The organism is Salinicola sp. V024 (assembly GCF_052645315.1).
Genome location: NZ_JBQXYB010000010.1, coordinates 45,220 through 59,993 on the forward strand (window position 1 = coordinate 45,220; position 14,774 = coordinate 59,993).

Genomic DNA, 14,774 nt, shown 5'->3' on the forward strand with positions numbered 1-14,774 from the left:
GCTTGCTCTCCAAAACGTGTTCAGTTTATTTCCAGTGCTTGTCGACGTAGCTCTGGATCTCGTTACGCATGAAGCGGGAGGATTCCTCGGCCTTTTCTTCCCAGGCAAAGACGCACGCCGTCATGATGCCGTCAAAGCCCACATCCGCCAGTGTCTTGAAGAACAGGTCCCAGTTAACTTCCCCTTCACCAATGTTCAGATGCTGATGGACGCGCGCGGTGGACCCCGGCGGATTGATGATGTAACGCAGGCCGGAAGAGGCCTTGTGATTGAAGGTGTCGGCTATATGCACGTGAGCCAGTACCGGCGCGCAGTCACGAATCATCTGTTCCATGTCGTCACCGAAATGGAAGGTATGCGGTGCGCAGTAGAGGAACTTGACGTTGTCGGAGTTGACGGTGCGAATCATGTCGACGGCCGGATGCAGTGTTTCGACAAAGTCGTCCGGGTGAGGCTCGACATTGAGCTGAATGCCTTCACGCTCAAAGATCGGGACCAGTTCTTCCATGGAGCGCCACCAGGCCGCTTCGCTGGATTCCGTGGTAATGCCACCCTGGCAGCAGCTCGAACAGCTTCCACGCTCGGGATGCGGGCCACGGCCGAACTCGGAATTCATGGTGTCAACGCCTAGCTCGATCGCGACTTCGATGGCCTTCTTCCAGTACTTGACTGCGGCCTGTCGCTCTTCTTCATGCGGGCTGGCCCAGCGGTACATGGGCAGCAGCGAGGCCAGTTGAACGCCGTGATCCTTGAGCGACTTCTTGAAGGACGCCAGACGCTCCGGGTAGACGCGCGGATGAACGAACCAGTCTAGGAAATCGGCACGTGGCGACAGCTCGATGTGTTCGTAACCGAGGTCTGCAGCCAGACGTGGCAGGTCATCAAGGGGGACATGGCGATGCATGTAAGGATCGAGTGCGATTTTCATGGCAAGGGACTCTTTTGAATAAGGGCTGTAACGGTCAGCGGTGTTTTCAGCGCTTCAGTTCCTGACGGATATAATCAATGCTCTCGCCGGTTGCCTTGAGCGGATCTTCCAGATCCCAGACCGGGCTGGAAAACGGCTCGACGGAGAAATAGCCGGTGTACCCTTCATTGAGCAGGTCACGAATCTGTTCGACGTTGCCCAGATGATCGTTCGGACCGATCAGAATGCGATGGTCATCCAGCATGTCGGTAAAGGAGATCGTCTTGTCCTCAACGCCGGAAATGTGCACGAGGCCGGTCGCTTCGGGAAAGTAGGTCTGCTCGTCCGCGCCGCGATGGTGGAAGGTGTCGTGAACTACGCTGAAGCGGTGCTGGAGCCCCGTTTTCTTGATCGCCTCGATGGCGGCCTGCTTGGTGCGCAGGCTCGAGATCGGGAAGCCCAGCGGCTCGATGAATCCACGAATGCCGTGGCGCTCGAAAATCGGATCAAGACCCTCGAGGGACTTGATGACGTGGGTCTGACTGTCACGAGCGTTCAGGCCATGGTCGGCATCGACCAGCGGACAGAGCACTAGCGCCTCGGCCCCACAGGCCTGGGCCAACCGGGCCAGACTTTCTGCTTGTTCGGCGCGCTCGTCATTCCAGATGTTGAAGGGATAGAGTGCGTTGATGGTCAGGATGCGAATGCCGCGCTCTCGGGCCAGTTCTCCGGCCTCGCGGGCCTGCTCCAGTGTCAGTAGGCTGTTTTCCTGTACATCGTTGCGAAGCTCCACGGCATCCAGGCCGAGATCGACAGCCCCGTCAAGCAGTTCGCGTACGCTCAGAGACGGGCAGATCATGTGATTCAGGGCGAAACGTGGTGTCTGGCCGGACATGTCGGATTTCCTTGGCTGTTGAACGCGATATCACCCGCCTTGTTTCCGGATGATCGAAGAATGGATCGAGGTTAGAATTTATATTCCATATGTTCAACAACTAGAAAATGTAATCTATTGTTTCATTCCAATTCGCGACCATGTCTTGTAAATACAATAATTTCATTGGCTTACGGGTAAAATTTGGCGTTTTAGCGACGGGCTTTTCACCACTTCAAGCCATTACATGAGACCAAAGGTGTAGTGCCCCAGCGCCTGAACCGCTTTTGGAGCGCAAGAAGACTGCAGGCCCGCGTGCCCGTTTCGGGAGTCGATCAAAGTTCCGTGTTCTATATGCATTGTTAATGGAATTTTTATTTCGCATGCCCTACGCTGCGCGTCATGCGGATCCGTTGTCAGCGAGCATTCGGGCAATGCAAAACAAGAGAGAGAGGACCATGAGCCAGTTACCGCAGAGTTTTGCCGAGCTTGAAGAGCGGATTACTGCCCAGCACGCAAGCCTGAGCCGGCGTTTGCAGCAGACCGCCCGCTTTCTGCTCGATCATCCCCAGGAAGTGGCCTTTGCCACTATCGCCCAACTGGCACAGCGGGCTGGAGTTACCCCCTCTACCTTGATCCGGTTTGCCAACAGCTTCGGGTTCAAGGGCTTTTCCGAAATGCAGAAGCTCTTCCGCTCACGTCTGGTCGACGAGCTGCCCAACTATGCCGAGCGAATTCATGCGAGCCGCACCGCAACGGGTGAGACGCCTGACAGCACGCAACTGCTCTGGGAGTTTGCCGAAGCCAATCGCGAGGTACTCGAAGCGCTGCCTGGGCGCATCGATCCCGCCCAGCTCGAGCGCGCCCTGGATGTGCTCGACGGGGCCGAAGTCGTACACGTCCTGGGTGCCAGACGTAGCTTCGTGGTTGCCAGCTATTTCACCTATGCACTGCACCACATCGGCAAGCGGGCGTTTTTGATGGATGGTTTGGGTGGCATGCATGAAGAGCAGACGAAGGCCGTGGGGCCAAAGGACGCCATGCTGATCATCAGCTTTTCGCCCTATGCCCGGGAAACGCGCGATGCGGTGGCGGAAGCCTGCGAACGCGGCATTCCACATATCGTTATCACCGATTCGAGCCTGAGCCCGTTGGCCCCCACGGCTGATGTCGCATTGATCGTGCATGAAGCCGAAGTCAGAAGTTTTCGAGGCCTCACGGCTTCGTTGTGCCTGAGTCAGACACTAGCCATTGCACTGGGCGTGCGTCAGGACAAACGGCGCGACAGTGCGCAGCAGGAAAACCCCCGACAGGGCGCTAGCTGAGCGCCCTGCTTATATCGTCATCGACGACTGCATCCATGGAGGCTTCACGATGAGTTCACTTCTTGTTCGCCCTCAAGAGCCCGATAGCCAGGGCAGGATTCTCGAGGTTACGCCGGAGTCGGCCGGCTGGGGACACGTCGGTTTTCGTGTCCACAAGCTGGCGAAGGGAGAGAAGATCTCCTGGCAGACAGGGGACCGGGAAGAGTGCGTGGTACTGTTGACCGGGCGAGCCACGATTGCCAGCGGGAAAGAGCAGTGGGAGAACATCGGTGACCGGATGGATGTTTTCGAGAAAAAGCGTCCTTATGCTGTCTATCTGCCCAATGACGTCTCCTGCGGTGTCGAGGCGTTGACCGATCTCGAAGTCGCCGTGTGCAGTGCGCCTGGCAAGGGCAGCTACAAAGCGCGTTTGATCGGCCCCGATCAGATCGCCAGCACGACGCGCGGCGAGGGCAGCAATGTACGCCATGTGCACGATATTCTGCCGGAGACAGAAGATGCCGATGGTCTGCTGGTCGTCGAGGTCTATACGCCGGCGGGCAATTGGTCGAGCTATCCGCCGCACAAGCATGACGAGGATAATCTTCCCCACGAGTCGCAGCTCGAGGAAACCTATTACCACCTTCTCAATCCTGCCCAGGGCTTTGCGCTGCATCGGGTGTATACCGATGATCGTTCGCTGGACGAGACCATGGCTGTCGAGCATGGCAACTGTGTCCTGGTGCCCAGGGGCTATCACCCCGTTGGTGCGCCGCACGGCTACGAACTCTACTATCTCAATGTGATGGCGGGCCCCAAAAGGGTCTGGAAATTCCACAACGATCCCGACCATGAGTGGATGCTCGACGCCAGGTAGTTCGGTTGTGCAAGGCATGTCGCAAGCAACGCGAAAAGCAAGCATCGGTTTTTCGCGGTTTCCCCTGGCGGTCAAAAGGAGTGGATATGAGCAAGAGAAAGGTTGGCATTCTGGGCGCGGGAGCCATCGCCGCAGTACACGCAGCGATCCTGCAACGAGACGAGCGGGTCGAGATCGTGGCCGTGGCGGACATGATCGAGGCTGCGGCCGCGAAACTCGCCGCCTCGATCGGCGATGGCGTCACCTGTGTCGACAGCGTCGAGGCGCTGATCGAGGCGGGAGTGGACGTCGTCTATGTGACGACACCCAACAATACTCACCTGCAGCCCGTACTGACTTGCCTGAAAAACGGTATCGACGTCTTCTGCGAAAAGCCGATGGCTATCTCGGTCGAGGATGGCGAGAAAATCCTGAAGGCCGCTCAGGCCTCGAGTGCCGTCTACAATCTCGGCATGAGTCGGCGGTACGCGCCCGCGCATCAGTACATCAAGAAGCTGATCGACGAAGGACAGCTGGAGCCTTTTTCCGCCCACGTTCGACTCAATCGCGGCGAATTGCTCAACCCACCGTGGACGGCGGATCCCGACAAGACAGGTGGCTTTCTCTACGAAACCACCATCCACCAGTTGGACCTTCTCGAATACCTGTTTGGTCCGATCAGTACGCTGCGCTGCGAGGGGCGGCAGGCGATTTCCACCAGCGAAATCGACAACTTCGCGATCCTGCTCGTGTTCGAGTCCGGCATGGTCTGCACCATGATGTCGAGCGCGCACTCCGGCTGGAGCTTTCCTTTCGAGCGCGTGGAAATCTTCGGACGATACGCGACGCTGGAAACCCGCGAGATCGAGAGCATACGTTTTTCACCGGGCCTGGGTGAGAAGATCCAGAGTGAGGAGTATCGCCTGCTGCCGCAGGAAGAGAAGGGCGGCTATGTGCGCCACAACCAGCTCTTTATCGATGCATTGATCAACGGAGATAAGCCGCCGGTATCGGTGAAGGAGGCACAACGACTGAACCTGTTGATCGCTGCTGTCTACGAGAGTGCCCGGACTCATCAGGAAATCGACTTCGCCGAGCGCACACGCCAGCTGGCTTGAAACACAGAGGCGGCGCCTGTTTTGTCGCTGCGCGGTCAGGCGCCGTGAAACGGCCGAACAGAGGAAATGCCGGACGACTGATCTGGCCGCGAAGATGCCCTCTGGATCGGTCATCAGGTGCCTCGTTTGTAGATCGTTTCGGCTGCAGATCGTTTCGTTCGTATCAGTGCCTGCCCGTTTGCTAGCCTTTCAGGTTTTCTCTGCGTGGGTTGCTGGCTCAAATATCACGTTGAGCGGAAGCCACCTGCCGATCGCGACCGGCGCCCAATGCCATGATCAGCGCGCCGAGGGCGATCGCCGTCACCAGAATGCCCACCACGTTCCAGCCGCCGCTCCAGTCGTGGAGCACGCCGACGAGCAGCGGCCCCATCGCCGCCAGGGTATAGCCGATGCCCTGGGCCATCGCCGAAAGGCTGGCGGCGGTCGTGGCGTCCGGCGCGCGCAGCGCCAGCAGCGTCAACGCCATGCTGAAGGTGCCGCCCTGGCCCAGACCCAGGATCACGATCCACAGCCAGAGACTGCCGATCGGAGCATATAGACAGCCCAGCAGGCCGATCAGCGTGAGTGCCATCACACCAACCAGCACCGCCCGCTGATCGCGCATGCGACTGCCGAGCCACGGCGCCAGAATCGCCGTGATCACCTGAATCAGGATCGACACCGACAGCGCCAGCCCCGCGGTGACCGCCGCCAAGCCGCGATCCTGCAGGATCGTCGGCAGCCAGCCGAACACGATGTAAGCCAGCGACGACTGCAGCCCCATGAACAGCGACACCTGCCACGCCAGCCGATCATGACGCAGGCGCGCACCGCGACGCGCAGCAACACGGGCGGGCTGGGTGCCCTTGAGCTGCGGCAGCCAGAACAGCGCGGCGAGCACCGCCGGCAGCAGCCAGAACGCCAGCGCGCCCTGCCAGGGGTTTTGCCAGGCACCGCCGAAGAGCTGACGCAACGGCTCGGTGGTGCCTGCGGCAGTGGAGGCACCGAGATTGAGCGCGACGGTATAAAGGCCGGTCATGATGCTGACCCGACGCGGGAAGTCCCGTTTGACGATGCCCGGCAGCAGCACTCCGATGACCCCGATACAGCCACCGGCAATCGCCGTGCCCACAAACAGCCCCGCCGTGCCGACCGTTGTCACGACATAGGGGCGCGCGAGCAGCGCCAACGCCAGCACCAGCAGGGCGGCGAACACGCTGCGTTCCGGCCCGATACGCCGTACCAGCCTGGGAGCCAGCGGCGCGGCCAGGCCCAGAAACAGCACCGGCAGCGTGGTCAGAATGCCCTGCAGACTGGGCGACAGCGCCAATGCCTCGCTGATGCTGCCGAGCACGGGCGATACGCTGGTCAGCGCCGGGCGAAGATTCAGCGCGACCAGCAGCAGCGCGACGAGGGTGAGAACGCCCCGGCGGGGCATCGCGGAAGTCGACAAGAGAGCCATCCTTGGAGATCGAAAGGTGCTATATCGGCGGCAAAGCCAAGGACGCAAGGGTAGCCGATCACGGCGACAACGGGGATGGTTCTACGCCAATGGTCGGGGGTAGGTAGTGGTTTTGACTTCAGTAACGAGGTTTGGGCGTCGTGAAGTTCTGTTGCTTGGGGAAACCTGTGGCCGGCAATGGCGAGCTTAAGAGTATTGAAGCCGGCACCCGACTCTCCGGCGGCCAGGCGCGACGCGTCGCTATCGCCCGTGCCTTCCTTAGAGATGCCCGCGTCCTCCTGCTCGACGAACCCTCCGAAGGCCTCGATGCCGATAATGAAGCGCGGGTGCTTGAGGCACTCGCGAAACTGATGCAAGGCAAGACCACGCTGCTGGTCTCGCATCGGCCCAGGGCGTTGGAGATCGTGGGGAGAGTGGTGCGGGGAGTAGGGAGCTTTTCCGACATCCCCTTGAGTGATGCGCAGGAACTCTCCTGCTACGAGCGCGCTCAATCTCGGCTTGTCGCGTTTTGCAGAGAGCTTTCAAAGAGAAAAATAGAGCGATGCAGAAAGAGACTTCATAAAGTTATTTATAATCAGCGCTTTAATTCTCTCTACAGTAGAGAAATGCAGATAGTTTGCAGAAAGAAGTCCAGTAAAGCAGGGCCACGCTGCTTCCCCGGGCAGGCGAGCAACGACGCCCTGGCGTTTATCGGTGGCGCCCATTGGTTGGATAAATTGCTCGACGACTAGCTGAACGCCGTATTGAAAGGCGTGAATCAGGTGCTTAGGGCCGGGCAATAGATATAGAAAATCGACTTTTCTATATCTGTGACGACATCCATGTCGAAATTTCGGCTTTTTCTCTATACGACGCGCAGACGTGTCGATAGCATCGACATGACCGATGTGTCATGTCGATTTTTTTGAATACCGTGAACATGACCTGTCGAGTGAGTCGATAGCATCGGCCCAAGTGGACTTGAAACTATTTCGAGATTTCCCCATGCCCTGGCAGCCCGACACGCCGTTCAACGACATTCCACGCTTACCGCCAGAAGCCGGCGATATCGAGACTAGGGCTACCCTCAAAGCCTGTATCGAAGCGCGCGCGGCGCTAGCCGAACTGAAACAGGCTGGCGAGCTATTGCCGGATCAGGGGCTTTTGATCAATCTGCTGCCGATGCTCGAGGCGCAGGACAGCTCCGAAATCGAGAACATCGTCACCACCACCGACAAGCTGTTCCAGTTTGCCGAAGAAGATACACTCGCCGACCCTGCGACCAGGGAAGCGTTACGCTATCGGACGGCGCTCCATGATGGCGTCCGCCAGATTCAATCCCGCCCACTGACCGTCGGCACGGCAGAAATCATTTGCACAATGCTCAAGGGCATCGAGATGAGTGTCCGCAAGGTGCCGGGTACGACGTTCAGCAATCAGCGCACGGGCGAAGTCATCTATACGCCTCCCGTCGGCGAGCCGTTGCTTCGTGAGCTGCTGGGGAACTGGGAGCAGTTTCTGCATGCCGAAGACGATCTCGATCCGTTGATCAGGATGGCTATTGCTCACTATCAGTTCGAGGCCATCCACCCGTTTCTGGATGGCAACGGCCGCACCGGGCGTATCCTCAATATTCTATTTCTCATCGAACGCAATCTGCTGACGCTGCCCAGCCTCTACCTGAGCCGCTACATTGTGCGTCACAAGAGCGACTACTACCGCCTGTTGCTGGCCGTATCCGCCGGCGACGATTGGGAACCGTGGATTCTGTTCATGTTGAAGGCAGTCGAGCAGACGGCACGCTGGACGACGGCAAAAATCGCGGCGATTCGGCGCCTGATGGGCGAGACGCGAGATCATATTCAGCAGGCGCTGCCCAAGCTCTACAGCCACGAGCTGGTACAGCTGATTTTCGAACAGCCGTATTGCCGCATCGGCAACCTCGTCGAGCGCGACATCGCCAAGCGCCAGACCGCGTCTGTTTATCTCAAGCAGTTGGTGGAAATCGGCGTGCTGGAGGCGAGGCAGGCGGGTAAAGAACGGCTTTTTATCAATGCAGCGCTTATGGCCCTATTGCGGGATGAAGGTTAGAGGTTGCGGTGGGGCTCAGTACCCCCGGCCACCTGACAGCGCATCAGCCTCTTAGGCACACTACGAATACAGAACAGTAAGGCAAATCATGATTACCGGTGAACTGAAATCCAAGGTCGACCGCATTTGGGACACGATGTGGTCGGGCGGTGTATCCAACCCACTGACTGTTATCGAGCAGCTAACCTACCTGCTCTTTATCAAGCGGTTGGATGAGCTGCACACGCTCAAGGAGCGCAAAGCATCGCGTTCGAAGACGGAGATCGAAGAACCCATTTTCGAAGCGGGGGAGGAACACTTGCGCTGGTCGCATTTCAGAGAGCGCGCGCCAGAGCCGATGTTCGCGACCGTACGCGATGAGGTGTTCCCCTTCATCAAGACGCTCGGCCGGAAAGGCGAAGAGGATGGCGAGGGCGGTTCGACCTACACCCACCATATGCGGGATGCGCTCTTTTTAATGCCGAATCCGAGGGTGCTGGCCAACGTGGTGGACCAACTCGACGCCATCGATATGGACGATGCCGATACCAAGGGCGATCTCTACGAATACATGCTTGGCAAGATCGCCAGCGCCGGGCAGAACGGTCAGTTCCGCACGCCGCGGCACATCATCAAGCTGATGGTGGAGATGACCGCGCCGACGCCGAGCGATGTGATCTGCGACCCGGCCTGCGGCACGGCGGGATTCTTGAACGCCGCTTCCGAGTATCTACGTGAGCACCACAGCGGAGAAATCTACCGCGACGATACCGCCCGTCGGCGCTTCAACGACGAGACCTTCCACGGCTACGACTTCGATTCCACCATGCTGCGCATTGGCAGTATGAACATGCTGCTGCACGGCGTGGAGAACCCGGATATTCGCTACAAGGATTCGCTGGCTCAGGCGGACGAGAGCGATGCCGAAAAATACTCCCTGATACTCGCCAACCCGCCCTTCGCCGGCAGCCTGGATTACGAATCGACGGCGAAGGATCTACTGCAGATCGTCAAGACCAAGAAGACCGAACTGCTGTTTCTGACGCTGTTTCTGCGTCTGCTGAAGACCGGCGGCCGCGCCGCGGTGATCGTGCCGGATGGCGTACTGTTCGGCTCCAGCAAGGCGCACAAATCGCTGCGTAAGATTTTGGTCGAAGATCAGAAGCTCGATGCCATCATCTCGATGCCCTCCGGCGTGTTCAAACCGTACGCCGGGGTCTCCACTGCGATTCTGCTCTTCACCAAGACCAACTCCGGCGGCACGGACCGGGTCTGGTTTTACGACATGCAGGCCGATGGCTTCTCGCTGGACGACAGGCGCACCCCTCAGCCTGACAAGAGCGACCTGCCCGACATCATCGCCCGCTGGCAAAACCCCGCGCAGGAGATGGGCCGCAAGCGCACCGAAAAGAGCTTTCTCGTGCCCAAGGAGGAGATCGCCAGCCACGACTACGACCTCTCCATCAATCGCTACAAGGAAGTCGAATACGAAGCGGTTGAGCATGAAGCGCCGCAAGAGATTCTAAAGCGCCTGGCGGCGTTGGAGGATGAGATTACCGAAGGGCGGAAGGCACTGGAAGGGATGCTGAACTGATCATGCATACTTCCAAGTTAAGCGATGTGGCTCGCATTGATAGAGCCTCTCTCAGCTCCGAAAAGATACAAGCTGGAACTTTGTACCTCGGCCTCGAAAATATCGAGTCAGGCGGCAATATTGTCAAAGTCCAAGTCGTCGAGAATGGAGAGCTAAAGAGTTCTAAATTTCGCTTCACTCCCGAGCACATTCTCTATGGAAAGTTGCGCCCTTATCTGGCTAAGATTACCGCCCCAGATTTTTATGGAATTTGTAGCACAGATATTATTCCAATTCTGCCAGGATCCAAGGTTGACCGTAGATATCTGCTCCATCTCTTACGCCAAGACTCGATGGTGAAATTTGCTACCTCTCGCTCATCGGGGGCCAACCTTCCGAGGTTAAGCCCTAAAGAACTGGCGAATTTCCAAATCCCCCTTCCACTCCTCGCTGAACAAAAACGCATCGCGGCCATTCTCGATGCGGCCGATGAGTTGCGCGCCAAGCGCCGTGAGGCGATTGTCCAACTGGACGCTCTCCTACATTCAACCTTTATCGATATGTTTGGTGACCCTGTTACAAATCCGATGGGGTGGAAAGTTGCTTCTCTCGGAGAAGCCTTTAATCTAAAACATGGCTTTGCGTTTAAAAGCGAAAATTTTGTGCCCGAAGGAGATTATATACTCCTTACGCCAGGCAACTTCTTCGAACAGGGTGGCTTTAGGGATCGAGGGCATAAGCAGAGGTACCACAACGCTCCCGTACCTCAAGATTATGTACTGGATAGAGGGGATATATTGATAGCGATGACTGAACAAGCACCAGGACTGCTTGGAAGCCCGATACTCGTACCAGAGTCTCGGAAATTTCTGCATAACCAGCGTCTAGGGAAAGTGGTTAAAAAAACTGACATTCACTCGCATTTTATCATTGAGTTGATGAATACAGTGTCAGTTCGAAATCGCATCCAGAAAGACTCTACTGGTACGAAAGTTAAGCACACATCGCCAGCTAAAATTTCATCGATAGAAATTGGTGTTCCTCCACTCGATCTTCAGCACCGCTTCGCCACCATCGTCGAATCGGTCGAGCAGCAAAAAACCAAAATGCGTGCCCACCTTGCCGAGCTGGATGCGCTATTCGCCTCACTCCAACACCGCGCCTTTAACGGGGAGCTGTAACCCATGACCAACTTTGCCTTCCTGCCACGCGAATTCAGTACCGTCGCCGAGTCCGCTATTCGGGCGGAGGGCCATATCGTGGGTGATCCGCGGGCATCCTGCTTTCACGCCCGCTTCGCGCTGGAGGCGGCCGTGCACTGGCTCTACCGGCACGACGCTGCGCTGCATATGCCTTATGACCGCAATCTGGGCGCACTTCTCCACGAGCCGAGCTTTCAGAATCTGCTGCCGCAGCCAGTGTTTCAGAAGGCGCGAGTGATTCAGAAGATGGGCAACCAGGCCGTTCACGAGACACGTCCGGTGAAGGAGAGCGACGCGCGGCAGGTCGTCAAAGAGCTGCATCACCTCTGCTACTGGTTGACGCGTACCTACGTGCCAGAGGCGTCTCGCGAAGGTGCCGCGTGGCAGGATTCGCGAATCCCGCAGCCTGTTAGTTCTGAGGACGTTGTCCCGCGTCAGGAGTTGGAGGCGCTGGAAAAACAGCTGGCCGATCAGAACAAGGCCGCGCTCAAGCAGCAGCAGGCGCGAGACGCGCTGGACGTTGAAGTTCAGCAGCTGCGCGAACAGATCGCCGAGGCGCGAGAGGCGGCTGAGCAGCAGCCGGATACGCATGACTACTCCGAAGCCGAGACGCGGGATTATCTGATCGATGTCGAGCTGCGCCGTGCCGGCTGGCCGCTGGAGAACCCCGAAGACCGGGAGTACAAGGTCAGCGGGATGCCCAACAACCAGGGCGTTGGCTACATCGACTATGTGCTGTGGGGAAGCGACGGCAAGCCGCTAGCCGTCGTGGAGGCGAAGAAAACCACGGCCGACCCGAAAAACGGCCGTCAGCAGGCCAAGCTCTACGCCGACTGTCTGGAGAACCTGCACGGCCAGCGCCCGCTGATTTTCTATACCAACGGCTACCAGACTTGGCTCTGGGATGACGATTTCTATACCCCGCGCAGCGTTGCGGGTTTTTACAAGCAGAGTGAATTGGCGAGCCTGATTCGGCGGCGTGATCAGCGCGCCACCCCGGGCGCTCTTGCGGTAAAGGATGAGATCGCCGGGCGCTATTATCAGAAACGCGCCATCGCCAGCATCTTCGAGCAGTTTGCCAAGGCGCGTCGTAAGGCGCTGCTGGTGATGGCCACGGGTACCGGCAAGACCCGTACCGCCGTCGCGCTGGTGGATGTGCTGCAACGGGCCGGCTGGGTAAAACGCGCGCTGTTTCTGGCCGACCGCGTCTCTCTGGTCAATCAGGCGGCCAATGCCTTCAAGGCGCATCTACCGGAATCCAGCCCCGTCAATTTGGTGACCGAGAAGCACAAAGAGGGACGGGTCTATGTTTGCACCTACCCGACCATGATGGGGCTGATCGATGACACCCAAGGCGATGAGGCTCGCTTCGGTGTGGGGCACTTCGATCTGGTGATCATCGATGAGGCTCACCGCTCGGTGTATCAGAAGTACGGCGCGATCTTTCGCTACTTCGATTCCCTGTTGGTCGGTCTGACCGCTACACCGCGGGAGCAGGTGGATAAAAATACCTACGACCTGTTCGAACTCGAACCCGGCGTACCCACCGATGCCTATGAGCTGGATCGTGCGGTAAAGGATGGCTTTCTGGTCCCGCCCAAGGTTCAGCAGGTGGACCTCAAGTTCCCGCGGGAAGGAATCGACTATGAAGATCTCAGCGAGGACGAAAAAGCCGAGTGGGAGAGTCTCGACTGGGGAGACGAGGCGGAAGAGGTGGGCATGCCGACGGAAGTGAATGCCTCCGCCATCAATAACTGGCTGTTCAATACGGATACCGTGGACAAGGTGCTGAAGCACCTGATGGAGAACGGGTATCGCGTGAAAGGTGGTGACCGCCTGGCCAAGACCATCATCTTCGCTCGTAACCATAAGCATGCCGCATTCATCGAGGAGCGCTTCGATCATCACTACCCGCACTACGCCGGCCACTTCGCTAGAGTCATTGATAATCAGGCCAAGTATCCGCAGAGCCTGATCGATGACTTCTCCCAGCCTGAAAAGCCGCCGCATATCGCCATTTCGGTCGACATGCTGGATACCGGCATCGACGTACCGGAAGTCGCCAATCTGGTGTTCTTCAAGCCAGTCTTTTCGAAGATCAAATTCTGGCAGATGATCGGTCGCGGTACGCGGCTCTGCCCCGGTCTCTTCGGCCCCGGTGGTGAAGAAGACGACAAGCGGGATTTCCGGGTCTTCGATTTCTGCTTCAACTTCGACTTTTTCCGCGAGAACCCGGAAGGCATCGAGGCGAGCGGTAATGTGTCGCTGGGTACGCGGCTGTTCCGCTCGCGCGTACAACTACTGAGTCATCTTCAATCGACGCCTGGCCTCGACCCCGACGGGTCTCTGGCTCCCGAACTCACATCGGAACTTCATGGCGAAGTCGCCACCATGAACCCGGAAAACTTCATTGTGCGATTGCATCTCGAAGCCGTGGAGCGCTTCCAGGATCGCAAGACATGGGATCGACTGGACCTAGAAGCTCAGGAGGCGTTAATCAATGAGGTCGCCGAGCTGCCAAGCGAGAAGAAAACCGATGACATCGAGTCACGCATGTTCGATCTCACCGCGCTGCGCATGCAGTTGGCGTTGATCGAAGTCGACGCCGGCAACTTCGATAGGCTGCGCGCTCGGGTGATGGACATAGCAGCGATGCTGGAGGAAAAGACCAGTATTCCTCTGGTAAAGGAGCAGCTCGGCTATCTGCAGGCCATACAAGAGCCCGGCTTCTGGGAGGATATTAACGTTCCGATGCTGGAGGAGATGCGCCTGCGTCTGCGCGCGCTCGTGCCGTTTATCGATAAGAAGAGCCGCGAGATCGTCTATACCCACTTCAAGGACGAGGTGCTGGGCGTGCGAGAAGAGACTGTCTTTGAGATGCCGAAGATGACTGGCGTGCAATATGCCAAGAAGGTCGAGGCCTATCTGAACAGCCACTGGAACAACATCGTAATTCACAAACTTCGCACTAATCAGCCACTGACGGCGACCGACCTGGAGAGTCTGGAAGCCACCCTAAAACAGATCGGAGAGGAGGATGGCGAGACGTTGCTGGCGAATCTCTTGGAGCAGCGTCAGGCGCCATCGCTTGTGCATTTCATCCGCGGTTTGGTGGGTATGGATCGCGAGGCTGCTCAGGTTGAGTTTTCCGAGTTTCTCTCCGATCGCACGCTGACATCCGCTCAGATGCGATTCATCGAGCTGATCATCGACCAACTGACGTTTCGAGGCGTCATGGATGCCAATGCTCTGTACGAGCCGCCATTTAGCCATCTGCATTCCGGTGGGCCTGATGGGCTATTTGCAGGGCGAGAGAACGTCATTGATGGGATCTTTGGTGCGCTGGAAGCCACGAAGCCGAAAATCGCTACGCAGGCGGGGTAAGAGTCTTTTTTCGCCCTACACACTCATGGTTTGGCTTTGGGTGGTAATTGGCAGAATCAGTTGAGC

11 protein-coding genes are annotated in these 14,774 nt (G+C 57.8%); 8 read left to right on the plus strand and 3 right to left on the minus strand.

The annotated features are described in order from the left end of the window. Window positions 1–25: 25 nt before the first annotated feature. Together ACUN9V_RS14460 and ACUN9V_RS14465 are read right to left on the minus strand one after the other, a co-directional pair. Window positions 26–928: a sugar phosphate isomerase/epimerase family protein gene (locus ACUN9V_RS14460; RefSeq protein WP_445511911.1), complete on the minus strand. Its 903-nt coding sequence runs from the start codon at window positions 926–928 to the stop codon at window positions 26–28. 46 nt (window positions 929–974) lie between these two features. Then, on the minus strand, window positions 975–1,802 hold the full coding sequence (locus ACUN9V_RS14465; RefSeq protein ID WP_445511912.1) for a TIM barrel protein: 828 nt from the start codon (window positions 1,800–1,802) through the stop codon (window positions 975–977). 437 nt (window positions 1,803–2,239) lie between these two features. On the opposite strand from ACUN9V_RS14465, the gene ACUN9V_RS14470 reads away from it, so the two are divergent. From ACUN9V_RS14470 to ACUN9V_RS14480, 3 genes are all read left to right on the plus strand, one after another. Beyond that, a complete protein-coding gene (locus ACUN9V_RS14470; RefSeq protein ID WP_445511913.1) occupies window positions 2,240–3,106 on the plus strand; it encodes a MurR/RpiR family transcriptional regulator in 867 nt (288 codons plus the stop codon). Window positions 3,107–3,155: 49 nt separating this feature from the next. After that, window positions 3,156–3,962: a 5-deoxy-glucuronate isomerase gene (iolB, locus tag ACUN9V_RS14475; protein WP_445511914.1), complete on the plus strand. Its 807-nt coding sequence runs from the start codon at window positions 3,156–3,158 to the stop codon at window positions 3,960–3,962. An 86-nt stretch (window positions 3,963–4,048) separates the two neighbouring features. Then, on the plus strand, window positions 4,049–5,059 hold the full coding sequence (locus ACUN9V_RS14480; protein ID WP_445511915.1) for a Gfo/Idh/MocA family protein: 1,011 nt from the start codon (window positions 4,049–4,051) through the stop codon (window positions 5,057–5,059). 217 nt (window positions 5,060–5,276) lie between these two features. On the opposite strand, the gene ACUN9V_RS14485 is transcribed toward ACUN9V_RS14480, so the two are convergent. Further along, window positions 5,277–6,500: a CynX/NimT family MFS transporter gene (locus ACUN9V_RS14485; RefSeq protein WP_445511916.1), complete on the minus strand. Its 1,224-nt coding sequence runs from the start codon at window positions 6,498–6,500 to the stop codon at window positions 5,277–5,279. 167 nt (window positions 6,501–6,667) lie between these two features. On the opposite strand from ACUN9V_RS14485, the gene ACUN9V_RS14490 reads away from it, so the two are divergent. The 5 genes from ACUN9V_RS14490 to ACUN9V_RS14510 all read left to right on the plus strand — a co-directional run bounded on the left by ACUN9V_RS14490 (window position 6,668) and on the right by ACUN9V_RS14510 (window position 14,708). Then, the gene (locus ACUN9V_RS14490; protein WP_445511917.1) at window positions 6,668–7,231 is read left to right on the plus strand and encodes an ATP-binding cassette domain-containing protein; all 564 of its coding nucleotides are present in this window, start codon (window positions 6,668–6,670) and stop codon (window positions 7,229–7,231) included. 154 nt (window positions 7,232–7,385) lie between these two features. Continuing rightward, window positions 7,386–8,570, plus strand: a complete 1,185-nt coding sequence (gene fic / locus ACUN9V_RS14495; RefSeq protein ID WP_445511918.1) for a protein adenylyltransferase Fic — start codon at window positions 7,386–7,388, stop codon at window positions 8,568–8,570. Between the two features lie 88 nt (window positions 8,571–8,658). Further along, a complete protein-coding gene (locus tag ACUN9V_RS14500) occupies window positions 8,659–10,143 on the plus strand; it encodes a type I restriction-modification system subunit M (protein ID WP_445511919.1) in 1,485 nt (494 codons plus the stop codon). Window positions 10,144–10,145: 2 nt separating this feature from the next. Beyond that, window positions 10,146–11,303, plus strand: coding sequence for a restriction endonuclease subunit S (locus tag ACUN9V_RS14505; protein WP_445511920.1), 1,158 nt, complete (start codon window positions 10,146–10,148; stop codon window positions 11,301–11,303). Window positions 11,304–11,306: 3 nt separating this feature from the next. Continuing rightward, complete coding sequence (locus ACUN9V_RS14510) at window positions 11,307–14,708, plus strand: DEAD/DEAH box helicase family protein (RefSeq protein ID WP_445511921.1); 3,402 nt, start codon at window positions 11,307–11,309, stop codon at window positions 14,706–14,708. Window positions 14,709–14,774: the final 66 nt, after the last annotated feature.

Excerpts from the sequence above, each read along its gene's own strand:
- ACUN9V_RS14460 (WP_445511911.1), bottom strand. The coding sequence starts at position 928 with ATGAAAATCGCACTCGATCCTTACATGCATCGCCATGTCCCCCTTGAT.
- ACUN9V_RS14465 (WP_445511912.1), bottom strand. The coding sequence starts at position 1,802 with ATGTCCGGCCAGACACCACGTTTCGCCCTGAATCACATGATCTGCCCG.
- ACUN9V_RS14470 (WP_445511913.1), top strand. The coding sequence starts at position 2,240 with ATGAGCCAGTTACCGCAGAGTTTTGCCGAGCTTGAAGAGCGGATTACT.
- iolB (WP_445511914.1), top strand. The coding sequence starts at position 3,156 with ATGAGTTCACTTCTTGTTCGCCCTCAAGAGCCCGATAGCCAGGGCAGG.
- ACUN9V_RS14480 (WP_445511915.1), top strand. The coding sequence starts at position 4,049 with ATGAGCAAGAGAAAGGTTGGCATTCTGGGCGCGGGAGCCATCGCCGCA.
- ACUN9V_RS14485 (WP_445511916.1), bottom strand. The coding sequence starts at position 6,500 with ATGGCTCTCTTGTCGACTTCCGCGATGCCCCGCCGGGGCGTTCTCACC.
- fic (WP_445511918.1), top strand. The coding sequence starts at position 7,386 with ATGTGTCATGTCGATTTTTTTGAATACCGTGAACATGACCTGTCGAGT.
- ACUN9V_RS14500 (WP_445511919.1), top strand. The coding sequence starts at position 8,659 with ATGATTACCGGTGAACTGAAATCCAAGGTCGACCGCATTTGGGACACG.
- ACUN9V_RS14505 (WP_445511920.1), top strand. The coding sequence starts at position 10,146 with ATGCATACTTCCAAGTTAAGCGATGTGGCTCGCATTGATAGAGCCTCT.
- ACUN9V_RS14510 (WP_445511921.1), top strand. The coding sequence starts at position 11,307 with ATGACCAACTTTGCCTTCCTGCCACGCGAATTCAGTACCGTCGCCGAG.